Here is a 24,314-nt window from a genome sequence, read left to right as displayed (position 1 = left end):
GACCGGGCCGGACAAGCGGCCCCCGACTGGTTATCATGGCGGCGATTTCTAGCGGACTGCCACCATGGTTGATTCAAACGACGACGCCTTCGACGGCGAAAAAAGCAAAACCCAGATCAAGCGCGAACTGCATGCGCTGGTCGAACTCGGCGAGCGGCTTACCACCCTCAAGGCCGATACCTTGGCGCGCCTGCCTTTGACCGACGAGCTGCGCAAGGCACTGGCCGAGGCCAGCAAGCACACCGCTCATGGCGCCCGTAAACGCCACATGTCGTTCGTCGGCAAGCTCATGCGCGTGCAAGACCTCGATGCCATCCACGCCTTGCTCGAACAGATGGACAGCTCGACTCGCCAGTACAACGAACGTTTCCACAGCCTGGAGCGCTGGCGTGACCGGTTGATCGACGGTAACGACGAAGACCTCGAGCGCTTCGTCAACGAGTATCCCGACACCGACCGCCAGCAGCTGCGCTCGCTGGTGCGCCATGCCCAGCACGAGAAGGCGCGGAACAAGCCGCCTGCCGCCGCGCGCAAGGTGTTCAAGTACATCCGCGACCTCGACGAGTTGCAGCGCGGGTTGCGCTGACGGACTGGGGCCTTGTGGGAGCGGGCGTGCCCGCTCCTACAATGGCTCCCGAAGCCATCAAGCCCCGGTACCGCCCACGGTAATCGCATCCAGTTTCAAGGTAGGCTGCCCCACCCCAACCGGCACCGACTGCCCGTCCTTGCCGCACGTCCCTACTCCGCTGTCCAGTGCCAGGTCGTTACCGACCATCGAAACCCGGCTCATCGCCTCGGGACCATTGCCGATCAGGGTTGCGCCCTTCACTGGCGCGGTAATCTTGCCGTCTTCGATCAGGTAGGCCTCACTGGTGGAGAACACGAACTTGCCGCTGGTGATATCCACCTGCCCACCACCGAGGTTGGCGCAGTAGATACCCTTCTTCACCGACGCAATAATCTCCTGTGGGTCGCTTTCGCCGGCACGCATGTAGGTGTTGGTCATGCGTGGCATCGGCAGGTGCGCGTAGGATTCACGGCGGCCGTTGCCGGTCACAGCCATGCCCATCAGGCGCGCGTTCAGCTTGTCCTGCATGTACCCCTTGAGCACGCCATTCTCGATCAGCGTGGTGCATTCGGTCGGGGTGCCTTCGTCATCCACGCTCAGAGAACCACGGCGGCCTTCAAGGGTGCCATCGTCGACGATGGTGCACAGGCTCGACGCCACTTTCTCGCCAATGCGGCCACTGAACGCCGAACTGCCCTTGCGGTTGAAGTCGCCTTCCAGGCCATGGCCGACGGCCTCGTGCAACAGCACGCCCGACCAGCCCGAGCCCAGCACTACCGGCAAGGTACCGGCCGGTGCCGGGATCGCTTCCAGATTCACCAGGGCCTGGCGCAGGGCCTCGCGGGCATAGCCCATCACCCGCTCCTCGGTGAAGTAGCGGTAATCGGTACGCCCGCCACCGCCCTGCCCACCGCGTTCACGACGGCCGTTCTGCTCGACGATGACGCTGACATTGAAGCGCACCAGCGGGCGTACGTCGGCAGCCAGGCTGCCATCGGCCGCGGCAATCAGAATGCGTTCCCAGACCCCGGCCATGCTCACGCTGACTTGCTGAATGCGCGGGTCCAGGGCACGGGTGGCGGCATCGACACGCTTAAGCAGCTCGACCTTTTCGGCACGGCTGAGCACGTCCAGCGGGTTGTCCGCGGTATACAGGGCGGCCACCTCCTGGCTGCGGAAGGCTTGCACCGTGCCGTTTTGCCCGGCACGGGAAATCGAACGGGCGGCACGGGCTGCCGAGGTCAGCGCTTCAAGGTTGATCGCGTTGCTGTAGGCGAAGCCGGTTTTTTCGCCGGACTGGGCACGCACGCCCACGCCCTGGTCGAGGTTGAAGCTGCCCTCTTTGACGATACCGTCCTCCAGCGCCCAGGTTTCCGAGATCTGGCCCTGGAAATACAGGTCGGCGGCGTCGATGCCGGGGCCAGCCAACTCACCCAGCACGCTCTGCAGGCTGTCCAGGGTCAAGCCGCCTGGGGCCAGGAGCTGCTCACTGACGGTGGATAACATCTGGCTCATAGTCACTCCGAGGTATGCGCAGGTCGCAACGCGCCCTGCGAAAAAAAGCGCCGGTGCGATACCACCGGCATGCGCGCCCGAATGGACGCTTGTTCTTCAATGGCGCGCTCGGCAAGCAGTACCGCTTCACCTTGCGCCTGTTCTGCGAGAATGCGCCCCCAAGGGTCGACGATCGCCGCATGGCCATGGGTTTCCCGTGGGCCAGGATGGGCGCCGCCCTGTGCCGCAGCCAGCAGGTAACACTGGGTTTCGATGGCCCGGGCACGCACCAGCACCTCCCAATGTGCTGCGCCGGTCACTGCGGTAAAAGCTGCTGGCGCGGTGATCAGCTCCGCGCCGGCAGCGCGCAGCGCGCTGTACAGTTCGGGAAAGCGCAGGTCGTAACACACGCTCAGCCCCAGCCGCCCGACCGGCGTATCAGCCACCACCACCTGAGCACCCTGCGCGTAGTCATCCGACTCGCGGTAACGGCCCCGGTTGTCGGCCACGTCCACATCAAACAAGTGCAGCTTGTCATACCTTGCCGCCACCTCGCCGTGTTCATCGACCAGCAGCGAGCACGCATGGGCCTTGGCATCGGGCTGGCCGAACGGTGGCAAGGGCAAAGTACCGGCAACAATCCATAACTTGAGGTCGCGGGCGGTGCGTTTCAACCACGGCAGAATGGGCCCTTCCCCCAAGGCTTCGGCACGGCCGATGGCAGCAGCGTCCTTGCGCCCCATGGCGGCAAAGTTTTCCGGCAGCACCGCCAACCGTGCGCCGCCCAATGCGGCCTGCTCCAACAGGGCACCGGCACGCTGCAGGTTGGTCTGCACGTCGTCCTGGCTGACCATCTGGATTACCGCTGCCTTCATGGGTACTCCTAGCGGGATTTCTCGAAAGGTTTCACAAAGGTGATTCTAGGCTCTTTCCACGGCCCTTCGACACGGTAGTGCACGCTGGCAAAGCGTGACACGCGGTCACCGATCAGCCGATCGACCAGGAACAGCGCACCGCCCACCGCCGGCGCGCCGACGATCAACGCCGCCAGCGGCAGGTTGTTGGTCACCGGCAGGCTCACCTGCAAGTCAGCATCGACCCGGTCGCTGACCATGTCCAGCGTGCCGTCGAGTTCGAAGTTGCTCGACGGGCCGGTCACGGTAATCGGTTCGCGGGTCACGTACACGCCACTGCTGGCCACCAGCAAGCCCTTGACCCGGTCATAGGCCAGGCCCTTGTCAAACAGGTCGGAAAAGTCCAGACGCAGGCGCCGGCCAATCGAGTTGAAGTTGAGCAGGCCGAACACCCGCAGCGCCTGTGCGCTGCCTTCGACCTCGACGAACTGGCCGGTGCGCAGTGCTGCATCCATGCTGCCCGAGAAGCGTTTCAGGCCCACCGCGGCCGGCGAACCCGGCCAGCGGCCATCCACATCCAGGCGGAAGTCGCGGCTGGTCACCGTCGGGGCAAAGCCCCAGGCGCTGAGCACATCCGCCAGGTTCTTGCCGTCAAGGCGCCCTTTGTACCAACTGCTGGTTTTGCCCGTTTCACCCTCCCAGCCACCACCGCCATCGATGCGCAACCCCTTGAGGTCGAGGTCGATATCACTGGCTGTGACGCCACGTGGGGTCGGCCGCAGCTTGATCGCGGCGCTGCCGTAAAGATCGTCACCGCGATAGAGCTTGTCGATGCTCAGGTCCAGTGCCGGGACTTTGCGCGGATCGAACGAGGCAAGCGGGTCGGGGCCGTCTTCAGCCTGCTGTTCAGCGGCGCTGGCGGCAGGCAGCCGCAAGGTCTGCATGCGCACGACCATGGGCGCGCCCTTGGCATCCGGTACGCGCGCATTACCGATGACTTCCTTGCTGTCGAGGCGCAAATCCCAGGCCGGGCCGCCCCGGGCCAGGCGTACCACGGCCTGGTTCAGGTCCATGCCAAAGGCTTTCAACTGGCCGATGCTCAGGTCGACGCTTTGCAGGTTCTGCCGCGCGCTGCCACCGGGGTCATCCCCAGCCAGCCGGCCTGCCTGCTCTTGCCAAGGGGCCAGGTCCAGGGTCTCCAGGCGCCCGCGCACCCTCAGCCCCTGGCTGGCAGGTACCCGGGCGTCGCCTGTGCCCAGCACTAGCTCGCCACGGCCCTGAGTCAACGTTTCAGCCGGTGCAGCATAGGCAAAGCGGGCAAGGTCGGCGTAGGCAGCGTTGAATTGCCGCTCCGGGCCCTGAAGGCTCATGTTGAAACGGCTGTCACGGGTATCTGCTGCCGCTTTGCCGAACGGAGCCGGCAGGTCGATGGCCAGCCCCTTGAGGCTGGAAGTGACATTCAGGCGGTTGTCCCGGCTCCCCAGACTGAGCTGCAACTGATAGGGCAGTTCACCGGAGGCCGGCAAGGCCTGCTTGAACTGCAGCCAGTCAGTCAGTGTCTTGAGCGATACCTGGCCATTGGCATTGATGCGGGTCTGCATCTGCCCAGCCTGACCTTCAGCGGTTATTTGCGCCGTTACCGGCTTGCCGAAAGCCTGCAGGCTGATGCCTTTGCCACTCAGGCCCTTGTCGAAGTCGAAGCTGAAGTCGCCCTTCAGGCGGTTCAACTCCAGGCTTGGCGGGGCCACTTTCAGGCGCGCATCGTGGGTGGCGAAGTCCACCTGCACCTTTGGGCGCTGCCCATGGGCCAGTGGGATATCGAGTTTGACCTTGCCCTTCAGCGGCCCCTCACCTTCCCAGCCGGCGAAAATCTCCCCGGTGCCGATTGGCGCTTCCTTGAGAATCTTCAGGCCATCACCCAGGCTACCGTCGAAATCGCCATCCAGGTAGAGGTGGCTGTGCTGGCCACCCTCGACATGCGGGATATCGACATTCACATCGCTGACCTTGGTGTCGAGCAGCACGCCTCGCTGGGCCTTGATGCGCACGCCACTGTCCTCGATGAACACATCACCATCGACGTGCTGCACCTGTGGCCAACCGGGCTGGAAATCCAGCGCGGCGTCATGCACCTTGAAGAACAGGCTGATGCTGCGCGCTTGCGGCGCTGCGCCATGGTTCAGCGAGCCCTGATACTGGAAGTAGCCTTCATCCACAGCGCCTTTGACGATAGCGCTGCGCAGCCACTCGTCGAGGGCCGGACTGAGCACCTCGGGCAGATACTTGGCAGTATAGCGGCCATCGCCTTCGGTCAGGCCGACGCGCAGGTCCATATAGTCCTCGCGACCTTCCTCGAACAACAGGCGAATCAGGAAGTCACCGGCGATCTTGCCCTCCTCGCCCAGCACCTTGAGGTAGGGCGCAATCAGGGTGAAACCGTCTTTGTCCAAGGTCCAGGTCAAGCGCGCATTCGCCTTCTGGTAATGCCAGGGCTTGGCGAAGATCGGGTACAGATGCAGCATGAACGCATCGGTATCCAGGCGCAGCTCGCCGTGGCCCAGGTCACCACTGATGCTGCCACTGACGTTACCGGCCGCCGGGGCGTTGTGATAAGCATCGAAGCCTACCTTCTCCAGGTTGGCTGCGAACTGCAGGCGCTGGTCACCCTCGGCCTTGGGCCTGGCCTCGAGGCGCACATTGCGCAACGCACCGGTCACCTTCAAGCCATCGACCACATCCTTGACCTTGTCCGGCAGGGGGGCCAGGGCATCGATCAGCGGAGTCAGCGGGGTGAGGTCGAGGCGGTCGGCCTGTAACTGCCAGCTTTCATCGGCTACGTTCTGGCCAGGGCGCTGCTGCAACTGCAGGTGAGACTCCCAGCGGGCCTTGCCGAGGTCCATGGCCAACGAGTCGACGACCACATCGAAGCCTTGCTCCCGGCGCTGGAACCAGGCACCCAAAGCCAGATTATTCAGGTTGGCAGCCTTGCGCCCGGCATAGGCCCCCTCCAGCCTGGGTGCATTGAGCCTTACGACGGCCCGTTGCAACTGCCCCTTGCCCCAGCCGATCCAGAACTCACCGCCCGCCCGCAGGGTGTCAGCATGCCACTGACCCAACACCTTGGGCGGCAACCAATGTGCCCAGTCACTTTGCGGCAGGCTGACATAGGCGTCTACCTCGCCATCACGCCAAGCGTCGGCCGACATACGGCTGTTCAGGCTCAACGCCAGGGGTTGGCCGTCAGGCAGGGTCGCACGCAAATCCAAGGCCTGACGGGTGGCACCGGCCTGCAGGCCGGCACTCACATAAGTCAGGGTCAGCGGGTCGCGCTGCCAGGGGTGCAGAGTGACCAGACTGTCGAACACATCGATGCGCCCCAGCTGGCGCAGGCGCTGCAGCAAGTCGGCAGGGTCCAGCGGCGCGTCGTCCTTCTTCGGCAGGCCTTCCAGGCTCCAGGCGCCCTGCTCGTTCTCGCGAAGGATCAGTTGCAGCCCGCCCAGCTGGATGCGCGCCAGGCGCACTTCGCGGGCGGTGAGGCTGGCCCAGATGTCGGGCACCACCATGACGTCGTCCAGCCGGAGCGCCTTGGTGCCTTCGCCCAATTGCAGGTCGCGCACCCGCAGCACAGGGGCCAGTCCGCTCCAGTGCCCTTCCAGGGCACCGACATGCACGGGCAGGCCCAGCGCCTGCTCGGCCTTGCTTTCTACGTCGGCACGGTACTCGGCTACCAGCGGCACCAGTTCACGACCAAGGCTGACATACAGCGCCACCAATACGGCCAGCAGGGCACATATGCCCAACCCCCAGCGGGTCAGAGCAACAAGAACGCGGTTCAGACGTCCCATGGCCATGGCCCTCCAAGTCGTTTATCCATGATGGCCCGTCGTGCCGGTTTTGCCAGGACGACAATGCAGTGGCGTGTTTCAGAAGACCTCAGAGCAGCACCACGTCGTATTGTTCCTGCGAATACATCGACTCGACCTGGAAGCGAATGGTTCGACCGATAAAGGCTTCCAGTTCCGCCACGTTGCCTGACTCTTCATCCAGCAGGCGGTCGACCACCTTCTGGTTGGCCAGCACACGGTAGCCTTCAGCCTGATAGGCACGGGCCTCACGCAGGATCTCGCGGAATATTTCGTAACAGATGGTCTCGGGTGTTTTCAGCTTGCCGCGGCCCTGACAGGCCAGACACGGCTCGCAAAGCACCTGTTCCAGGCTTTCCCGCGTACGCTTGCGGGTCATCTGCACCAGGCCCAACTCGGTGATGCCGATGATGTTGGTCTTGGCGTGATCGCGCTCCAGCTGTTTTTCCAGGGTACGCAGTACCTGACGCTGGTGATCTTCGTCTTCCATGTCGATGAAGTCGATGATGATGATGCCGCCAATGTTGCGCAGGCGCAGTTGCCGGGCGATGGCGGTAGCGGCCTCGAGGTTGGTCTTGAAGATGGTTTCTTCGAGGTTGCGATGACCGACGAAAGCCCCGGTGTTGACGTCGATGGTGGTCATCGCTTCGGCCGGGTCGACCACCAGGTAACCGCCGGACTTCAACGGCACCTTGCGCTCCAGAGCCCGCTGGATCTCGTCTTCGACACCGTACAGGTCAAAGATTGGGCGCTCGCCGGGGTAATGTTCGAGGCGGTCGGCAATTTCCGGCATCAACTCGCCAACGAACTGCGTGGTCTTCTGGAAGGTTTCCCGCGAGTCGATGCGGATCTTCTCGATCTTCGGATTGACCAGGTCGCGCAGGGTACGCAGGGCCAGGCCAAGGTCTTCGTAAATGACCGTGGGCGCGCCGCAGGTCTTGATCTGGGTGCCGATCTGCTCCCACAGGCGGCGCAGGTAACGGATGTCCTGCAAGATCTCCTCGGCACGCGCGCCTTCGGCGGCGGTGCGCAAGATGAAGCCGCCGGCATCCTTGATGTTCTCGCTGTCCATGCAGTCGCTGACCACTTGCTTGAGGCGCTCACGCTCGGCCTCGTCCTCGATTTTCAGCGAAATACCGACATGGCTGCTGCGTGGCATGTACACCAGGTAGCGCGACGGGATCGATAGCTGGGTGGTCAGGCGCGCCCCCTTGGTGCCGATCGGGTCCTTGGTCACCTGCACCACCAGGGCCTGGCCTTCATGTACCAGTGCGGTGATGTTCTCTACCGCCGAGCCTTCGCGCTGGGAGATTTCCGAGGCATGGATAAACGCTGCGCGCTCGAGGCCGATGTCGACGAAGGCCGCCTGCATGCCTGGCAGCACACGCACCACCTTGCCCTTGTAGATATTGCCGACGATGCCACGGCGCTGGGTGCGCTCGACATGCACTTCCTGCAGCACCCCGTTTTCCACCACCGCCACACGTGACTCCATCGGGGTGATGTTGATCAGGATCTCTTCACTCATGGCAGGCTCTCGTCAAAGGTTCTTTCTAATGATGGATGGCGTATGCACTGCTGGCTACTGCGGGTTTGTTACCTCTGGCGTATGCGCGAGCGATTGCCAGCAGGCGATGCCGAACTGGCCAAGCAAATCGGCCGTTTCACAGAGCGGCAAGCCGACCACCGCCGAATAGCTGCCGGAAAGACCGGTGACGAAGACCGCACCCAGCCCCTGGACGGCATAGCCGCCAGCCTTGTCAGCTGGCTCACCGCTGGCCCAATAGCGTTGCGCTTCATCGGTGCTGATGGCGCGAAAGCGCACTGTGCTGGTCACGCAAAAACTGTGCACACGCTGACCATCGTCCAGGGCGACAGCGGTCAGCACCTGATGCTCGCGGCCTGACAAGTCAGCCAGCATGGCCAAGGCATCTTCACGGTTTTCCGGTTTGCCGAGAATACGACCATCGAGCACCACGGCAGTGTCTGCGCCGAGCACTACAGCCGGGCCGTCGACACGGGCCAGGCCGGCGGCGGCCTTTGCCCGGGCCAGGCGTTCGACGTAGGCAGGGGCGCTTTCGCTGGGTAGCGGAGATTCATCGATGGGGGCACTGATGACAATGAACGGCACGCCGATCTGCGTCAGCAGTTCACGACGACGGGGCGAGCCTGAAGCCAGGTATAGCGGGGTCATGCAGACATCTCCCTGTCAGTGGCGCGTTGCCGTCAGTTGATGTGCAAGCGTCGACGCAGGTCGCGCAAGGCAAAGCTGATCCATGGCCAGAGCAAGGCACTGATCACCGCCGACCAGACCAGCGCCAGGGTGGGCAGGCGGTTGCCGGTCAGTGCACTGAGCCACAGCTGGATCAACTGGGCGATACCAAAGATCACCAGAATGACCAGGCTTTGCTGCCACATGGGGAACATGCGCAGACGCTGCTGCAGGGACAGCACCAGAAAGGTGATGAGGGTAAGGACCAGCGCATTCTGCCCCAGCAGCGTGCCATACAGCACGTCCTCGGCAAGGCCCAGCACGAATGCCGTGGTCATGCCGACCTTGTTCGGCACGGCAAGGGTCCAGAACGACACCAGCAAGGCCAGCCACATGGGCCGGAACACTTCCATGAACTGCGGCATGGGGGAAACACTGAGCAGCAGGCCGATGGCGAACGTAAGCCAGATGACCCAGCCGTTATTGCGGCGTGATGCAGCCATCATTGCCTCCGGGGTTGAGCGGGTGCGGCCGGCGTGGCAGGTGCAGCAGACGGGGCTGCTGGCTGCGCGACCGGAGTGGCCGGTGCTGCCGGTGTGACCGACGCGGCAGGCGTACCAGCGGCGGGTGCGACCGGATCACGGGTAGCGGCCGGCTGGCCAGCAGGTGCAGCCCCCTTTCGGTCAGCCTCTTCCTGGGCAATGGCGGCATCGGTGGCACGCTGCTCCGGGCTACGCCGGTCACTGAACACCAGCAACATGTAGCGGCTGCGGTTAAGCGCGGCGGTGGGGATGGCACGGACGATGGCAAAGGGTTGGCCGGAATCGTGGATCACTTCGTTGACCGTGGCCACCGGGTAGCCGGCAGGAAAGCGCTGCCCCATGCCGGAACTGACCAGCAGGTCGCCTTCCTTGATGTCGGCCGTGTCGGCCACATGCCGCAACTCCAGGCGCTCCGGGTTGCCAGTGCCGCTGGCGATGGCTCGCAGACCGTTGCGGTTGACCTGCACCGGAATGCTGTGGGTGGTATCGGTCAGCAACAGCACCCGCGCGGTATAGGGCATCAACTCTACGACCTGGCCCATCAGGCCGCGGGCATCGAGCACCGGTTGGCCCAGGAACACACCATCACGCTCACCCTTGTTGATCAGAATGCGGTGGGTAAACGGGTTGGGGTCGACACCGATCAGCTCGGCAACTTCAACCTTTTCGTTGACCAGCGCCGAAGAGTTGAGCAGCTCGCGCAGCCGCACGTTCTGCTCGGTCAGGGCCGCCAGCTTCTGCAGGCGCCCCTGCAGCAGCAGGGCTTCGGTCTTGAGCTTCTCGTTTTCGGCAATCAGCTCGGTGCGGCTACCGAACTGGCCGGCCACACCTTGCCAGGCACGCTGTGGCAAATCGGTGATCCAGTACGACTCCATCAGCACCAGGCCCATCTGGCTGCGCACGGGTTTGAGCACGTCGAAGCGCGCGTCGACAACCATCAACGCGACCGACATCACCACCAGAACGAGCAGGCGAACGCCCAGCGAAGGGCCCTTGGAGAAAAGCGGTTTAATGGGCCGTTCCTCGTGGACGACTCAGGAGGTCATTGGACATGGAACAACGCACCAGCCTGGTTGCGGGTTGACGGATACGGCGCCCAAACGGGCGCCAGCCCAGCGCATACAGGTAGCACTGTACGTACTACCTGTAAACCGGGCGCTCGTGAACAGCGAGCGGGATCACTCGCTGGAGAGCAGGTCCATCGCGTGCTTGTCCATCATCTCCAGGGCGCGACCGCCGCCACGGGCGACGCAGGTCAACGGGTCCTCGGCGACGATCACCGGCAGGCCGGTTTCCTGGGCCAGCAGTTTGTCGAGGTCACGCAGCAGCGCACCACCACCGGTCAGCACCAGGCCGCGCTCGGCGATGTCCGAGGCAAGCTCCGGCGGCGATTGCTCGAGGGCGCTCTTGACCGCCTGGACGATGGTCGCCAGCGATTCCTGCAGCGCTTCGAGCACTTCGTTGGAGTTCAGGGTGAAGGCACGCGGTACACCTTCGGCCAGGTTACGACCACGCACGTCGACTTCACGTACTTCGCCACCTGGGTAGGCAGTACCGATTTCCTGCTTGATACGTTCGGCGGTGGATTCGCCGATCAAGCTGCCGTAGTTGCGGCGCACGTAGGTCACGATGGCTTCGTCGAAGCGGTCACCGCCAACGCGGACGGACTCGGCATAGACCACGCCGTTGAGCGAGATCAGGGCGATTTCAGTGGTACCGCCACCGATATCGACGACCATCGAACCGCGGGCCTCTTCAACCGGCAGGCCGGCACCGATGGCAGCGGCCATTGGCTCTTCGATCAGGAACACTTCTCGGGCACCCGCACCGAGGGCCGACTCACGGATGGCGCGGCGCTCGACCTGGGTCGACTTGCACGGCACGCAGATCAGCACGCGCGGGCTCGGCTGCAGGAAGCTGTTCTCGTGAACCTTGTTGATAAAATATTGCAACATTTTTTCGCAGACGCTGAAGTCGGCAATGACGCCGTCCTTCATCGGACGAATGGCTGCAATGTTGCCAGGCGTACGGCCCAGCATGCGTTTGGCTTCGGTACCGACGGCGACGACGCTTTTCTGGTTGCCATGGGTACGGATGGCAACAACCGAGGGCTCATTCAGGACGATACCGCGCTCACGCACGTAAATAAGGGTGTTGGCAGTACCCAGGTCGATAGAAAGATCGCTGGAAAACATGCCACGCAGTTTCTTGAACATGGGAAAGTGACCCTGGGGAAAGCGTGGGTAAAAAAGTGCGGCAAACTCTAACAATGGCAGGGATTTTGGGCAAGGAGCCAATATGTTAAATTGGCTGTTTTTCCGAGCACGCCAGCAGAATTTCGCGGCCGTTAGACCGCCAGAAAGCTGACATGTTCCTCACCGCGGACCCAAATTCCGTTCTTTGTTTCCCTTGGAGATCCTCATGGCGCTTGAACGCTGCGACGTGGAAAAGATCGCCCATCTGGCCCGCCTGGGCCTGAATGATGGCGAACTGCCACACATTACCGACGCCCTGAACAGCATTCTCGGCCTGGTCGACCAGATGCAAGCGGTCGATACCACTGGCATCGAGCCCCTGGCCCACCCGCTGGAGGCCAGCCAGCGCCTGCGTCCTGACCAAGTCACCGAAAGCAACCAGCGCGATGCCTACCAGGCCATCGCGCCGTCGACCGAAAGCGGTCTGTACCTGGTTCCCAAAGTCATCGAGTAAGGGATAGAGCCTGCCATGCATCAATTGACCCTGGCCGAGATCGCCCGCGGACTCGCCGACAAATCGTTTTCTTCCGAAGAGCTGACCGGCGCCCTGCTGGCGCGCATCAAACAGCTCGACCCGCAGATCAACAGCTTCATCAGCATCACCGACGACCTGGCCCTGGCTCAGGCGCGTGCCGCCGATGCCCGTCGCGCCGCTGGCGAAACCGGCGCGCTGCTGGGTGCACCGATCGCCCACAAAGACCTGTTCTGCACCAACGGCGTACGCACCAGCTGCGGCTCGAAGATGCTCGACAACTTCAAGGCGCCCTATGACGCCACCGTGGTCGCCAAGCTGGCCGAAGCCGGCATGGTCACCCTGGGCAAGACCAACATGGACGAGTTCGCCATGGGTTCGGCCAACGAATCCAGCCATTACGGCGCGGTGAAGAACCCGTGGAACCTCGAGCACGTTCCGGGCGGGTCGTCCGGTGGTTCGGCCGCTGCTGTGGCCGCGCGCCTGCTGCCCGCCACCACGGGCACCGACACCGGCGGCTCGATCCGCCAGCCAGCGGCACTGACCAACCTCACCGGCCTCAAGCCGACGTACGGTCGTGTGTCGCGCTGGGGCATGATCGCCTACGCCTCCAGCCTCGACCAGGGCGGCCCACTGGCCCGCACCGCCGAGGACTGCGCGCTGCTGCTGCAAGGTATGGCCGGTTTCGACGCCAAGGACTCCACCAGCATCGAAGAACCGGTGCCGGACTACAGCGCCAGCCTGAACGCTTCGCTGCAGGGCCTGCGCATCGGTCTGCCGAAAGAGTACTTCGGTGCCGGTCTAGACCCACGCATCGCCGACCTGGTCCAGGCCAGCGTCAAAGAGCTGGAAAAGCTCGGCGCAGTGGTCAAGGAAATCAGCCTGCCGAACATGCAGCATGCCATTCCGGCCTACTACGTGATCGCCCCGGCTGAAGCCTCTTCCAACCTGTCGCGTTTCGACGGCGTACGCTTCGGCTACCGCTGTGAAGAGCCGAAAGACCTCACCGACCTGTACAAGCGCTCACGCGGCGAAGGGTTCGGCGTTGAAGTACAGCGCCGCATCATGGTCGGTACCTACGCCCTGTCGGCCGGCTACTACGACGCCTATTACGTGAAGGCGCAGCAAATCCGCCGCCTGATCAAGAACGACTTCATGGCCGCCTTCAACGATGTCGACCTGATTCTCGGCCCGACCACGCCAAACCCGGCCTGGAAGCTTGGCGCCAAGAGCAGCGACCCGGTTGCCGCCTATCTCGAAGACGTCTACACCATCACCGCCAACCTGGCGGGCCTGCCTGGCCTGTCGATGCCTGCGGGCTTCGTCGACGGCCTGCCGGTCGGCGTGCAACTGCTGGCGCCCTACTTCCAGGAAGGCCGCCTGCTCAACGTCGCGCACCGCTACCAACAGGTGACCGACTGGCATACCCGCGCCCCCAACGGCTTCTGAGGAATTCACACATGCAATGGGAAGTTGTGATCGGGCTGGAAATCCACACTCAGCTCGCCACCCAGTCGAAGATCTTCTCCGGCAGCGCTACCACCTTTGGCTCCGAGCCGAATACTCAGGCCAGCCTGGTTGACCTGGGCATGCCCGGTGTACTGCCGGTGCTGAACGAGGAAGCCGTGCGCATGGCGTGCATGTTCGGCCTGGCCATCGATGCCGAGATCGGCAAGCGCAACGTGTTCGCACGCAAGAACTACTTCTACCCCGACCTGCCCAAGGGCTACCAGATCAGCCAGATGGACCTGCCGATCGTCGGCAAGGGCCACCTGGACATCGCGCTGGAAGACGGCACCATCAAGCGCATCGGCGTAACCCGCGCGCACCTGGAAGAAGACGCCGGCAAGAGCCTGCACGAAGACTTCAGCGGCTCCACCGGTATCGACCTGAACCGTGCCGGCACCCCGCTGCTGGAAATCGTCTCCGAGCCTGACATGCGCAGCGCCAAGGAAGCCGTGGCTTACGTCAAGGCAATCCACGCGCTGGTGCGCTACCTGGGCATCTGCGACGGCAACATGGCCGAAGGTTCGCTGCGCTGCGACTGCAACGTATCGATCCGCCCGAAAGGCCAGACCGAGTTCGGCACTCGCTGCGAAATCAAGAACGTCAACTCGTTCCGTTTCATCGAGCGCGCGATCAACAGCGAAATCCAGCGCCAGATCGACCTGATCGAAGACGGTGGCAAAGTCGTGCAGGAAACACGCCTGTACGACCCGAACAAGGACGAAACCCGCTCCATGCGCAGCAAAGAGGAAGCTAACGACTACCGTTACTTCCCCGACCCCGACCTGCTGCCGGTGGTCATCGAGGACAGCTTCCTCGAAACCATTCGCGCCGGCCTGCCAGAGCTGCCGCCACAGAAGGTCGAGCGCTTCCAGACTCAGTACGGTCTGTCGGCCTACGACGCCAACGTGTTGGCTTCCAGCCGCGAACAGGCTGACTACTTCGAAGAAGTGGTGAAGATCGGCGGTGATGCCAAGCTGGCGGCCAACTGGGTCATGGTCGAACTGGGTAGCCTGCTGAACAAGCTGGGTGTCGAAATCGATCAGGCGCCGGTCAGCGCTGCGCAACTGGGCGGCATGCTGCTGCGCATTCGTGACAACACCATCAGCGGCAAGATTGCCAAGACCGTGTTCGAGGCCATGGCCGCCGGTGAAGGCGATGCCGACAGCATCATCGAGAGCAAAGGCCTGAAACAGGTTACCGACACGGGTGCGATCGACAAGATGCTCGACGAAATGCTGGCAGCCAATGCCGAGCAGGTCGAACAATATCGCGCAGCCGATGAGGCCAAGCGCGGCAAGATGTTCGGCTTCTTCGTCGGTCAGGCCATGAAAGCCTCCAAAGGCAAGGCCAACCCGGGGCAGGTGAACCAATTGCTCAAGGCCAAGCTCGAAGGGTGATGGTTTTACCCCTGTAATGCTGCGAGGGCTTCGCCCTCGTTCGCGGCTGAAGCCGCTCCTACACAAGCCAGCGTTTTCCCTGTAGGAGCGGGTTTACCCGCGAATGGTCGCACCGGAGAGCACCTGACTTGCTAAAACGTTCCCTCGGCACCCTCGCCCTGTTTTCTTTCCTGGCCGGCTGCGCCAGCCATGACATCGACCCGCGCGGCTACGACCAGACGGGCACCGCTTCCTACTACGGCTCGCGCCACCATGGCAAACGCACCGCCAGTGGCGAACCGTTCAACCAGCACGGCCTCACCGCCGCGCACCGCAGCCTGCCCTTCGGCACACGTGTACGGGTGACCAACATGGCCAACCAGCGCAGTGTGGTGGTACGCATCAACGACCGTGGCCCGCACACCCGCGGCCGCCTGATCGACCTGTCTCGCGCAGCAGCAGAAAAAATCGGTATGCTCCGTAGCGGAACAGCGCGCGTGCGCGTACAAGGGCTTAGCGACTGACGCGACAGGAGTCCGACCATTTTCGACCTGGCCACCCTCCCCACTTTTAGCCTGCTGCAAATGGGCGTTGCCCTGTTGTTGCTGATCGGTGGCGCCGAGCTATTGGTGCGCTCCGCCTTGCGCCTGGCGCAACGCCTGCACGTTCGCCCGCTGATCATAGGCCTGAGCCTGGTGGCCTTCGGCAGTACCGCGCCACAACTGACCGTAAGCCTGCAGGCCGCCTACCAGGGCGCGCCGGATGTGGCAGTAGGCAGCGTGATCGGCAGCAACATCTTCAACGTGCTGGTCATTCTCGGCCTGGCCGCGCTGATCATCCCGCTACGGGTGTCTCGTCAGCTGGTGCGCCTGGATCTTCCCTTGATGATCGTCGCCAGCGGGCTGGTGTATGCACTGTCCGCCAATGCCCACCTGGGTAGGGTTGAAGGGGCACTGCTATTGCTGGGGCTGGCCGGTTACCTGGCAATGCTCTGGCATCAGTCGCGCCATTACGCACGCACCTACCCGGCCCCGGACGCCGCCAGGTCCGGGGCCGGGCGCTTCTGGTCAGGTACGCTGCTGCAGATACTGGTCGGCCTTGGCCTGCTGAGCCTGGCGGGCCACTTGCTACTGGAAGCTGCCATCGAGATGGCCACCGACCTGGGCCTGTCCGAGCGTATTATCGGCCTGACGGTCGTCGCCATCTGCACCTCCATGCCGGAACTGGCCGCTGCGCTGATCGCCGCCTTGCGTGGCGAACGGGAGATCGCCGTGGGCACGGTGATCGGCAGCAACCTGTTCAACCTGCTGGCCGTACTGGGCCTGACCGCACTGATCACCCCGGAACCCCTGTCGATCTCGCCTAACGCGCTGTCTTTCGATCTGCCTGTAATGCTCGGCGTTGCTGTCCTGAGCCTGCCAGTGTTCTATTCCGGTTACCGCATCACTCGCGCCGAAGGCCTGGTGTTTCTTTGCCTGTACCTGGCCTACGGCCTTCATGTGGCGGCTTTTACCATGGGTATGCCGCTGGCTGGCCGCCTGGAGCGATTGATGCTGTTCTATGTACTGCCGGTGCTCGCTGCGGTGTTGCTGTACACCACTGTGCGTGCCTGGCGGAGGCAGCATTGAGGGGCATGGAAGGGGCACGCGTCAGGGCCGCCAGACGCATGCCTTTAGGCTTTCATCGCCTGTGAGATCGAGCGCCGCGCGGGCGGCGCTCGATCTCACAGGCGCCGAAAACCTAACGGCATGCCCCTTACGAACAAACCCGATCAGCCCTTGGCCTGGCGAGCCTTCTTCAGCTTGAAGGCCACCCACAGCACAGCGATCCATGCCGGGATCAGCATTACCGAGATGCGAATCGGCGGCGTCAGGTACATCACCACCAGGATCAGCACGATGAACGCCAGGCACAGGTAGTTGGTCAGTGGGTGCCCCAGGCTTTTGTAGAAGGGGGTGATCCCGGCGGCCAGCTTGGCCTTGCGGAATTTGAGGTGGGTAATGCTGATGCTCGCCCAGTTGATCACCAACGCGGACACTGCCAACGCCATCAGCAAGCCAAAGGCCCCGCCCGGCATCAGGTAATTGATCAGCACGCACAGGCCGGTCGCAAAGGCCGACACGGCCAGCGCAGTCAGCGGTACGCCGCTACGGCTCACCTTCAGCAACTGACGCGGCGCATCGCCCTGGCTGGCCAGGCCGAACAGCATACGGCTATTGGCGTACACACAGCTGTTGTACACCGAGAGCGCAGCCGTCAGCACCACGATATTGAGGATGGTCGCCACCAGGTCGCTGTCCAGTTCGTGGAAGATCATCACGAACGGGCTGCCGCCCTGCACCACCTTCTGCCACGGGTACAGCGACAACAGCACTGCCAAGGCACCGATGTAGAAAATCAGGATGCGGTACACCACCTGGTTGGTGGCCTTGGGGATGCTCTCGCGCGGGTTGTCAGCCTCGGCAGCCGTGATGCCGACCAACTCCAGGCCACCAAACGAGAACATGATCACCGCCAGGGCCATTACCAGACCCGTGACGCCGTTAGGGAAGAAGCCGCCGTACTGCCACAGGTTGGCCACGCTGGCATCCGGGCCACCATGACCGCTGCCCAGCAACCAGGCACCAAAGCCGATCATGCTGACGATGGCTACTACCTTGACCAGGGCGAACCAGAACTCCATCTCGCCATAGACCTTTACCTGGGTCAGGTTGATCAGGTTGATCACCACGAAGAAGATCGCCGCCGTGGCCCAGGTGGGGAAGTCCGGCCACCAGTACTGCACGTAGATACCGACTGCCGTCAGCTCGGCCATGCCGACCAGCACGTACACCACCCAGTAATTCCAGCCTGAGACAAAGCCGGCGAACTCGCTCCAGTATTGGTGGGCGAAGTGGCTGAAGCTGCCGGCAACCGGCTCTTCCACCACCATTTCACCCAGCTGGCGCATGATCAGGAAGGCCATCAGGCCGGCGATGGCGTAGCCCAGCAACACGGAGGGGCCGGCCAACTGGATGGTCTGGGCAATGCCCAGGAACAACCCGGTACCGATGGCCCCGCCCAGCGCGATCAGCTGGATATGGCGATTCTTCAGCCCGCGCTGTAACCGCTCGGGCGTGCTCTGGTCTTGCATGAAGTGTCCTTTAGCTCAGTGAGGCAGTGTTGTTGCTGTTATTTGCAGTCAAGGATCTAGATCCATCCGCCCCACTGCAAGATGAAAATACCAATGTTGGTGGTGATCGCCGCCATTAGCGTGGTAATCACGATGATCGACGCGGCCAGTTCATGATTGCCGTTGGCCGCCCGCGCCATCACGTAGCTGGCCGCAGCGGTCGGGCTGCCTATGTACAGGAACAGGATGCCCAGCTCCGCCCCGCGAAACCCGCACAACCAGGCCCCAAGGGTGCCGAGCAGCGGCAGCCAGAGCATTTTCACGAGGCTGGCATCGATGGCCAGCCGGCCACAGTTACGCAGCGCTGCCAGCGACAGCGTGCCACCGATACAGATCAGCGCCAGCGGCAGGGTCATCTGTGCCAGGTAGTCGCCCGAGGTCAGCAGCCAGTTGGGCAATGGCACCTGGCCGTAAGCCATCGGCGCGGCCACCAGCACGCTGATGATCAGCGGGTTGCTGAAAATGCTCTTGCAGATGCTCCACGGGTCGGACTTGAGGTCCGGGCTGTACACCGCCAGAACCACCGCTGACAGCGAGTTGTACATGAGGATGACCAGGCCTGCGAGTACTGCCCCCAGGGAAATGCCATAGTCACCGTACAGGCTGGCGGCCAGGGCCAGGCCGATCACACCGTTGTTGCCGCGGAAGGCGCCCTGGGTATAGATGCCTCGGTCGGCCATCGGGCTGCGCCAGATGGCCATGCCCCAGGCAAGGGCGAAACCGGCCAGGGTGGCGACGATGAAATACAGGATGACACCGGGCTTGACCGCTGCGGCCAGGTCGGCGTGGTAGATGCCGAGGAAGAGCAGCGCCGGCATGCAGACGTTGAATACCAGCTGCGAGGCGACGCGGTTGAAGTTGTCGTCGATCAAGTGAATGCGTTTGAGCAGGACGCCCATGAACAGCATGGCGAAAACCGGTGCCGTGATGTTCAGGGTCTGGATAAGAAGGGCGAGCATGCGCAAGCGATCCTGGAGGGGTTGCCGTCAGGCGGCCAATGATACGTCAACGGCTGGGATTTGCGGGGATCAAGCGCGATAAAAGGACATGTCTTTCAGGTTTTCTGCTGCCAGTACCGGCCGCTTTGCACCTAACCCCGCCCCCACAGGTACCACGCCGCGGCTCATCGGTTCACACAAACCTGTCAGCCATTCATGACAAACCCGCAGCAACCCACGCCTTGTTCAGCCGCTTCTCCCGTGCCGACGCCGCCAGCGCCATCACCCCTTGGTCACGCTGCCAGATGTGCGCCCAATGCCCCGGCCCTGTCGCCAACGCCGCATCGATCTCCCCCCGCAACGCCTGGAACTGTGCAAACAACCCGCCCAGCAACAAGTGACAACCCATGCTATCGGCACACTGCCGGCTACCCTCGGCGCAGCCGGCCAACAGCCCAAGCAACTGCAGGCGAAGCCCCTGCGGCCAGGCGCACTCCTGCCCAACGCCATACAACCAAGCGGTCAGCGCCGTGAGCACATACAAATCCTCCAGCGAACGGAACGGCTTCACGTAGGCATCCCAGCCGTCACCGGCCAGCAACTCGCACGATGCCTGCTCCAGCAGCAGTCGGCCGTGCCCGACTTCCGGCATCAGCGGCAGGGTCGGCAATGGCTCCAGTGTCACCCCAGGCTCCCCGGGGTAGACCACCGCCAAGCTCAGTTGTGGCGCCGCGCCAGCCGCTTCGCTACGCGCCGCCACCAGCAACCACTCCGCCTCCAGGCCTGCGGTAACGAAGTCTTTGCAGCCCGACAGCCGCAGAGCGTCCAGCCGTGTGTGCATGTCTGCCGGCCGCACGCTGCGCCGCTCGGTGGCACACAAGGCGCCAAGACTGTGCGGCGCACTGGGCCACAGCACGCGAAGGGCAGCCTGGTAACCCACCAGGAAGGCCAGGCCCGGGGTGGCCATTGCACGCCCACCCAGTACCGCCAATTCGAACGGGGCAACCGGGCCGAGGCGCTCAAGCAGCGCGGCGTAGGTTTCGCCCAGGGTGCCTGTCGGCGCGAGGCGAAGCGGATCGTTGAGTCGTTGCAACCAGGCCATGGAACAGCTCCTTGCTGGAGGGCTTTCAGTTAAGGCTCAGGGTGTGTCACGCAAGCATCACCAAACATTCACAGGGGTGACACTGGGTCTACCTAGGCTGACTTTGCACAACAAAGCCGACCGGCCGCAACCCTTCTTGGCTGGCTTATGGAGACTCGTAATGACTCGGATCGCTACCGCTGGCGACTACAGCACTGAACGCCGTCTGCAAGCCGAACGCCTGGTTGGCGCCGCGGCGCTGCAAGAAGCCCAGGCTCTGCGCTATACCGTATTCAGCGCAGAATTCAAGGCCAAGCTCAAAGGTGCCGAGCAGGGCCTGGACATGGACGACTACGACGTGCACTGCCGCCACATTGGTGTACGCGATCTGAGCACCGGCGAACTGGTTGCCACCACCCGCCTGCTCGATCACCAGGCCGCCAGCAGCCTGGGCCGTTTCTACAGCGAAGAAGAATTCAGCCTGCACGGCCTGTTGCAGCTGCAAGGCCCAATCCTCGAACTGGGCCGTACCTGCGTCGCCCCCGACTACCGCAACGGCGGTACCATCGCCGTGCTCTGGGGCGAACTGGCCGAGGTGCTCAACGAGGGTCGCTACAGCTATCTGATGGGCTGCGCCAGTATCCCCATGCAGGACGGCGGCGTGCAGGCCCATGCAGTGATGCAGCGCCTGCGTGAACGTTACCTGTGCACCGAACACTTGCGTGCCGAGCCGAAGAACCCGCTGCCGAAACTGGCCCTGCCCAATAACGTCATTGCCGAAATGCCCCCGCTGCTCAAGGCCTATATGCGCCTGGGCGCGAAGATTTGCGGCGAGCCATGCTGGGACGAGGATTTCCAGGTGGCAGACGTGTTCATCCTGCTCAAACGCGACGAGCTGTGCCCACGCTACGCCCGCCACTTCAAGGCGGCGGTCTGATGCCGAAGTTGCGGGTACTGGCCCGCCTCATCCGACTGCTGCTGGTGCTGGCGCAAGGCATGCTGATGGCCAGCATTATCGCCTTTGGCGAACGCTTGGGCTTCAAGGCGCCGATCGAACGGCGCCAGCGCTGGACCTGCCTGTTCATGAAGCGCCTGGTCGCCGCCCTGCCCTTCGACGTGAAGGTAGTTGGCGAACTTCCACAGCGACCGATGCTATGGGTCAGCAACCATGTTTCCTGGACCGACATCCCCCTGCTTGGCATGCTCACGCCGCTGTCTTTCCTGTCCAAGGCCGAAGTGCGCCACTGGCCGGTGGCCGGCTGGCTGGCGGAAAAGGCCGGCACGCTGTTCATTCGCCGTGGTGGTGGCGACAGTCAGCGCCTGCGCGAACAGATCGCCGGGCAACTGGGGCTGGCCCGCCCGCTGCTCATATTCCCCGAAGGTACCACTACCAGCGGCCGCACGTTGCGCACCTTTCATGGCCGCCTGCTGGCAGGTGCCATCGACCGTGGCGTGGCAGTGCAGCCAGTCGCTATCCAGTACCTGCGTGATGGCCAGATCGACCCGGTAGCGCCGTTCATTGGTGAGGACGACCTGGTGTCCCACCTTATGCGCCTGTTCGCCCTGCCGCGGGGCGAGGTGTGCATCCACCTCCTGCAGCCAATAGGTAGCGTGGGCAAGGAACGTGCGGTGCTGGCATTGCAGGCACAGCAGGCGATTCACCTGGCGCTGTTTGGGGTTGAAGACGTAGAGATGGCGCCACGTCGACAGGCGCGGGCTGCCTGAATGCGTGTACTGCCTGTTCTGGCCCTTTCGCGGGTGAACCCGCTCCTACACCGAGCGCATTGCCCGTAGGAGCGGGTTTACCCGCGAAGGGGCCAGTATCACCCACACACCTCTAACTGTCAGACATCCGCCCTACCGCCGCAAACGCCTGCAGCTGCGGGTAGAACTCGCGAAAATCCGCCAGCAGCGGCTCATACAGTCGCTCCAGTTCCACCATCACCCCGGCCATCCCCTCAGGCCGTGACAAGCGCCGGGCAATGCCGTTGAACACCTGCTCCAGCGTGTCGAAATCGCCATACGCCCCTAGCCAGTCATCCGCTGCCATGAACGGCGCAATCCGCGCCAGCCGCCCAGGCAGCTCGGGCTCTGCCAGCAATACCCGATAAAACGCGCCAGTGAACTGCTCCAGCGGCTGATCGGCGTAGTTGCCCCAGTGCCGTGCCAGGCAATGGTCGAAAAACACATCCAGGACGATGCCGGCAAAGCGCCGCCGCTCGCGCGGAAAACGTGCCAGAGCCGCCAGCACCAACGGATGCTGGTCAGTGTAACTGTCGATATGCCGGTGCAGCCGGATGGCCGCCTCCAGCGCAGGCGGAAAGCGCCCTTCCAAGGAGCCTTTGACAAAGTCGCCATACAGGCTGCCAAGCAGTTGTTGCGGCGCCGGGCCGCCCAGGTGCAAGTGTGCGAGGTAGTTCATGAGCGCAGTCTAGCATCGCCACCCAGCATATCGTTATAACGCGATATATCGATTCGCGCTCAGCTCAGAACGCCTTCGTATTTGTATATCGGAATTCAGCGAATTATATTTCGGCCTATCGCGATATACCGCTACAACGAGCCTCAAACCATGCCACTCGATCTCGACGAAATCATAAAAGCACTGGCCCACCCGGTCAGGCGAGAAATTCTCAGCTGGCTGAAAGACCCGGCAACCCAGTTTCCGGACCAGTACCACAGCACCGAAAACGGTGTGTGTGCGGGGCAAATCGACCAACGCTGCGGCCTGTCGCAGTCGACCGTCTCTGCCCACCTGGCCACGTTGCAGCGCGCCGGGCTGATCAGCAGCCAGAAGATTGGCCAATGGCACTTCTTCAAACGCGACGAAGCCACCATCCAGGCGTTCCTCGAACAACTGCGCCAAGCACTTTGACAAGGCAGGTAACCACAATGACCACGCTTTTCGATCCGATCAAACTGGGCGACCTGCAACTGCCCAACCGTATCATCATGGCCCCGCTCACCCGCTGCCGTGCCGATGAAGGCCGTGTGCCCAATGCGCTGATGGCCGAATACTACGTACAACGTGCCAGCGCCGGGCTGATCCTCAGCGAGGCCACTTCGGTCAGCCCAATGGGCGTCGGCTACCCAGATACCCCCGGCATCTGGAACGATGAACAGGTACGTGGCTGGAACAATGTGACAAAGGCCGTACATGCCGCGGGCGGTCGCATCTTCCTGCAGCTGTGGCACGTGGGTCGTATCTCCCACCCCAGCTATCTGAATGGCGAACTGCCTGTGGCCCCCAGCGCGATCCAGCCCAAGGGCCATGTGAGCCTGGTGCGCCCGCTGAGTGACTACCCTACCCCGCGGGCGCTGGAAACCGAAGAAATCAACGACATCGTCGAGGCCTACCGCAGTGGTGCCGAAAATGCCAAGGCTGCCGGTTTCGATGGTGTGGAGATCCATGGCGCCAACGGTTACCTGCTCGACCAATTCCTGCAAAGCAGCACCAACCAGCGCACCGACCGTTACGGTGGCTCGCTGGAAAACCGCGCGCGCCTGCTGCTGGAGGTGACCGATGCGGCCATTGAAGTGTGGGGCGCGCAGCGCGTAGGTGTGCACCTGGCACCGCGAGCCGACGCCCATGACATGGGCGACGCCGACCGCGCCGAGACCTTCACCTATGTGGCCCGAGCGCTGGGCAAGCGCGGCATCGCCTTCATCTGCTCGCGGGAGCGGGAAGCCGACGACAGCATCGGGCCGCTGATCAAAGAGGCATTCGGTGGCCCGTACATCGTCAACGAGCGGTTCGACAAGGCCAGTGCCACTGCGGCCCTGGCCAGTGGCAAAGCGGATGCCGTGGCGTTTGGTGTGCCGTTCATCGCCAACCCCGACCTGCCAGCACGGCTGGCAGCGGATGCGCCGTTGAATGAGGCACATCCCGAAACCTTCTATGGCAAGGGGCCGGTGGGGTACATCGACTACCCGCGGTTGTAATCAAGATTGCCGGGGCGCAGCTCAATCGGCGTACAC

Annotated in this window: 22 protein-coding genes; 10 read left to right on the top strand and 12 right to left on the bottom strand. The window is 63.1% G+C overall.

Annotated elements, in window-relative coordinates:
- Positions 1 to 64: 64 nt before the first annotated feature.
- Entirely contained in the window at positions 65 to 586 is a 522-nt protein-coding gene (gene yjgA, locus KW568_RS05160) for a ribosome biogenesis factor YjgA (protein WP_003255152.1), read from the top strand.
- A gap of 57 nt (positions 587 to 643) precedes the next feature.
- On the opposite strand, the gene tldD is transcribed toward yjgA, so the two are convergent.
- The 8 genes from tldD to mreB all read right to left on the bottom strand — a co-directional run bounded on the left by tldD (position 644) and on the right by mreB (position 11,749).
- Complete coding sequence (gene tldD / locus KW568_RS05155) at positions 644 to 2,083, bottom strand: metalloprotease TldD (RefSeq protein WP_003255154.1); 1,440 nt, start codon at positions 2,081 to 2,083, stop codon at positions 644 to 646.
- A 2-nt stretch (positions 2,084 to 2,085) separates the two neighbouring features.
- Entirely contained in the window at positions 2,086 to 2,937 is an 852-nt protein-coding gene (locus KW568_RS05150) for a carbon-nitrogen hydrolase family protein (RefSeq protein ID WP_004574479.1), read from the bottom strand.
- A gap of 8 nt (positions 2,938 to 2,945) precedes the next feature.
- A complete protein-coding gene (locus tag KW568_RS05145) occupies positions 2,946 to 6,767 on the bottom strand; it encodes a YhdP family protein (RefSeq protein WP_033726390.1) in 3,822 nt (1,273 codons plus the stop codon).
- A gap of 82 nt (positions 6,768 to 6,849) precedes the next feature.
- Positions 6,850 to 8,307 carry a ribonuclease G gene (rng, locus tag KW568_RS05140; RefSeq protein WP_003255158.1) on the bottom strand — a complete coding sequence of 486 codons (1,458 nt, stop codon included), beginning with the start codon at positions 8,305 to 8,307 and terminating at the stop codon, positions 6,850 to 6,852.
- Positions 8,308 to 8,361: 54 nt separating this feature from the next.
- The gene (locus KW568_RS05135) at positions 8,362 to 8,973 is read right to left on the bottom strand and encodes a nucleoside triphosphate pyrophosphatase (protein WP_003255159.1); all 612 of its coding nucleotides are present in this window, start codon (positions 8,971 to 8,973) and stop codon (positions 8,362 to 8,364) included.
- Between the two features lie 32 nt (positions 8,974 to 9,005).
- Complete coding sequence (mreD, locus tag KW568_RS05130) at positions 9,006 to 9,494, bottom strand: rod shape-determining protein MreD (RefSeq protein WP_003255161.1); 489 nt, start codon at positions 9,492 to 9,494, stop codon at positions 9,006 to 9,008.
- Positions 9,494 to 10,546, bottom strand: coding sequence for a rod shape-determining protein MreC (gene mreC, locus KW568_RS05125; RefSeq protein ID WP_080634910.1), 1,053 nt, complete (start codon positions 10,544 to 10,546; stop codon positions 9,494 to 9,496). Before mreC ends, mreD begins: the two co-directional genes overlap by 1 nt.
- A 165-nt stretch (positions 10,547 to 10,711) precedes the next feature.
- A complete protein-coding gene (gene mreB, locus KW568_RS05120; protein WP_003255163.1) occupies positions 10,712 to 11,749 on the bottom strand; it encodes a rod shape-determining protein MreB in 1,038 nt (345 codons plus the stop codon).
- 205 nt (positions 11,750 to 11,954) lie between these two features.
- Here mreB and gatC point away from each other — a divergent pair, with 205 nt between their 5' ends.
- From gatC to KW568_RS05095, 5 genes are all read left to right on the top strand, one after another.
- The gene (gene gatC / locus KW568_RS05115; RefSeq protein WP_004574467.1) at positions 11,955 to 12,242 is read left to right on the top strand and encodes an Asp-tRNA(Asn)/Glu-tRNA(Gln) amidotransferase subunit GatC; all 288 of its coding nucleotides are present in this window, start codon (positions 11,955 to 11,957) and stop codon (positions 12,240 to 12,242) included.
- Positions 12,243 to 12,257: 15 nt separating this feature from the next.
- A complete protein-coding gene (gene gatA, locus KW568_RS05110) occupies positions 12,258 to 13,709 on the top strand; it encodes an Asp-tRNA(Asn)/Glu-tRNA(Gln) amidotransferase subunit GatA (RefSeq protein WP_004574465.1) in 1,452 nt (483 codons plus the stop codon).
- Positions 13,710 to 13,720: 11 nt separating this feature from the next.
- Positions 13,721 to 15,166, top strand: coding sequence for an Asp-tRNA(Asn)/Glu-tRNA(Gln) amidotransferase subunit GatB (gene gatB, locus KW568_RS05105; RefSeq protein ID WP_003255169.1), 1,446 nt, complete (start codon positions 13,721 to 13,723; stop codon positions 15,164 to 15,166).
- Positions 15,167 to 15,294: 128 nt separating this feature from the next.
- On the top strand, positions 15,295 to 15,669 hold the full coding sequence (locus KW568_RS05100) for a septal ring lytic transglycosylase RlpA family protein (protein ID WP_003255170.1): 375 nt from the start codon (positions 15,295 to 15,297) through the stop codon (positions 15,667 to 15,669).
- A gap of 60 nt (positions 15,670 to 15,729) precedes the next feature.
- Positions 15,730 to 16,773 (top strand): calcium/sodium antiporter, encoded by a 1,044-nt coding sequence (locus KW568_RS05095; protein ID WP_004574464.1) that lies wholly within the window; start codon positions 15,730 to 15,732, stop codon positions 16,771 to 16,773.
- A 143-nt stretch (positions 16,774 to 16,916) separates the two neighbouring features.
- Here KW568_RS05095 and KW568_RS05090 read toward each other — a convergent pair whose 3' ends face one another.
- The 3 genes from KW568_RS05090 to KW568_RS05080 form a co-directional block, all read right to left on the bottom strand.
- Complete coding sequence (locus tag KW568_RS05090) at positions 16,917 to 18,278, bottom strand: amino acid permease (RefSeq protein WP_003255172.1); 1,362 nt, start codon at positions 18,276 to 18,278, stop codon at positions 16,917 to 16,919.
- Between the two features lie 56 nt (positions 18,279 to 18,334).
- Entirely contained in the window at positions 18,335 to 19,276 is a 942-nt protein-coding gene (locus KW568_RS05085) for an AEC family transporter (RefSeq protein WP_003255173.1), read from the bottom strand.
- A 193-nt stretch (positions 19,277 to 19,469) separates the two neighbouring features.
- Complete coding sequence (locus KW568_RS05080; protein WP_003255174.1) at positions 19,470 to 20,357, bottom strand: hypothetical protein; 888 nt, start codon at positions 20,355 to 20,357, stop codon at positions 19,470 to 19,472.
- Positions 20,358 to 20,517: 160 nt separating this feature from the next.
- Between KW568_RS05080 and olsB the strand changes: the two genes are divergently transcribed.
- The gene (gene olsB, locus KW568_RS05075) at positions 20,518 to 21,273 is read left to right on the top strand and encodes an L-ornithine N(alpha)-acyltransferase (RefSeq protein ID WP_003255175.1); all 756 of its coding nucleotides are present in this window, start codon (positions 20,518 to 20,520) and stop codon (positions 21,271 to 21,273) included.
- Positions 21,273 to 22,061, top strand: a complete 789-nt coding sequence (locus tag KW568_RS05070) for a lysophospholipid acyltransferase family protein (RefSeq protein WP_004574461.1) — start codon at positions 21,273 to 21,275, stop codon at positions 22,059 to 22,061. Before olsB ends, KW568_RS05070 begins: the two co-directional genes overlap by 1 nt.
- Before the next feature lie 112 nt (positions 22,062 to 22,173).
- On the opposite strand, the gene KW568_RS05065 is transcribed toward KW568_RS05070, so the two are convergent.
- Positions 22,174 to 22,758, bottom strand: a complete 585-nt coding sequence (locus KW568_RS05065) for an ACP phosphodiesterase (RefSeq protein ID WP_004574459.1) — start codon at positions 22,756 to 22,758, stop codon at positions 22,174 to 22,176.
- A gap of 150 nt (positions 22,759 to 22,908) precedes the next feature.
- Between KW568_RS05065 and KW568_RS05060 the strand changes: the two genes are divergently transcribed.
- A complete protein-coding gene (locus KW568_RS05060) occupies positions 22,909 to 23,211 on the top strand; it encodes a helix-turn-helix transcriptional regulator (protein WP_003255178.1) in 303 nt (100 codons plus the stop codon).
- A 17-nt stretch (positions 23,212 to 23,228) separates the two neighbouring features.
- Positions 23,229 to 24,278 carry an alkene reductase gene (locus KW568_RS05055; RefSeq protein ID WP_004574455.1) on the top strand — a complete coding sequence of 350 codons (1,050 nt, stop codon included), beginning with the start codon at positions 23,229 to 23,231 and terminating at the stop codon, positions 24,276 to 24,278.
- Positions 24,279 to 24,314 lie beyond the last annotated feature (36 nt).

Origin of the sequence: Pseudomonas sp. HD6515, assembly GCF_024971855.1 — a bacterium.
In the GTDB taxonomy this organism is placed as follows: domain Bacteria; phylum Pseudomonadota; class Gammaproteobacteria; order Pseudomonadales; family Pseudomonadaceae; genus Aquipseudomonas; species Aquipseudomonas alloputida.
Note: the sequence above shows the minus strand (reverse complement) of the source record. Positions and strands in the feature narration are given on the sequence as shown.

Bases quoted from the DNA above. Each gene is read 5' to 3' on its own strand.
- yjgA (WP_003255152.1), top strand. From the start codon at position 65: ATGGTTGATTCAAACGACGACGCCTTCGACGGCGAAAAAAGCAAAACC.
- tldD (WP_003255154.1), bottom strand. From the start codon at position 2,083: ATGAGCCAGATGTTATCCACCGTCAGTGAGCAGCTCCTGGCCCCAGGC.
- KW568_RS05150 (WP_004574479.1), bottom strand. From the start codon at position 2,937: ATGAAGGCAGCGGTAATCCAGATGGTCAGCCAGGACGACGTGCAGACC.
- KW568_RS05145 (WP_033726390.1), bottom strand. From the start codon at position 6,767: ATGGCCATGGGACGTCTGAACCGCGTTCTTGTTGCTCTGACCCGCTGG.
- rng (WP_003255158.1), bottom strand. From the start codon at position 8,307: ATGAGTGAAGAGATCCTGATCAACATCACCCCGATGGAGTCACGTGTG.
- KW568_RS05135 (WP_003255159.1), bottom strand. From the start codon at position 8,973: ATGACCCCGCTATACCTGGCTTCAGGCTCGCCCCGTCGTCGTGAACTG.
- mreD (WP_003255161.1), bottom strand. From the start codon at position 9,494: ATGGCTGCATCACGCCGCAATAACGGCTGGGTCATCTGGCTTACGTTC.
- mreB (WP_003255163.1), bottom strand. From the start codon at position 11,749: ATGTTCAAGAAACTGCGTGGCATGTTTTCCAGCGATCTTTCTATCGAC.
- gatC (WP_004574467.1), top strand. From the start codon at position 11,955: ATGGCGCTTGAACGCTGCGACGTGGAAAAGATCGCCCATCTGGCCCGC.
- gatA (WP_004574465.1), top strand. From the start codon at position 12,258: ATGCATCAATTGACCCTGGCCGAGATCGCCCGCGGACTCGCCGACAAA.
- gatB (WP_003255169.1), top strand. From the start codon at position 13,721: ATGCAATGGGAAGTTGTGATCGGGCTGGAAATCCACACTCAGCTCGCC.
- KW568_RS05095 (WP_004574464.1), top strand. From the start codon at position 15,730: ATGGGCGTTGCCCTGTTGTTGCTGATCGGTGGCGCCGAGCTATTGGTG.
- KW568_RS05090 (WP_003255172.1), bottom strand. From the start codon at position 18,278: ATGCAAGACCAGAGCACGCCCGAGCGGTTACAGCGCGGGCTGAAGAAT.
- KW568_RS05085 (WP_003255173.1), bottom strand. From the start codon at position 19,276: ATGCTCGCCCTTCTTATCCAGACCCTGAACATCACGGCACCGGTTTTC.
- KW568_RS05080 (WP_003255174.1), bottom strand. From the start codon at position 20,357: ATGGCCTGGTTGCAACGACTCAACGATCCGCTTCGCCTCGCGCCGACA.
- olsB (WP_003255175.1), top strand. From the start codon at position 20,518: ATGACTCGGATCGCTACCGCTGGCGACTACAGCACTGAACGCCGTCTG.
- KW568_RS05070 (WP_004574461.1), top strand. From the start codon at position 21,273: ATGCCGAAGTTGCGGGTACTGGCCCGCCTCATCCGACTGCTGCTGGTG.
- KW568_RS05065 (WP_004574459.1), bottom strand. From the start codon at position 22,758: ATGAACTACCTCGCACACTTGCACCTGGGCGGCCCGGCGCCGCAACAA.
- KW568_RS05060 (WP_003255178.1), top strand. From the start codon at position 22,909: ATGCCACTCGATCTCGACGAAATCATAAAAGCACTGGCCCACCCGGTC.
- KW568_RS05055 (WP_004574455.1), top strand. From the start codon at position 23,229: ATGACCACGCTTTTCGATCCGATCAAACTGGGCGACCTGCAACTGCCC.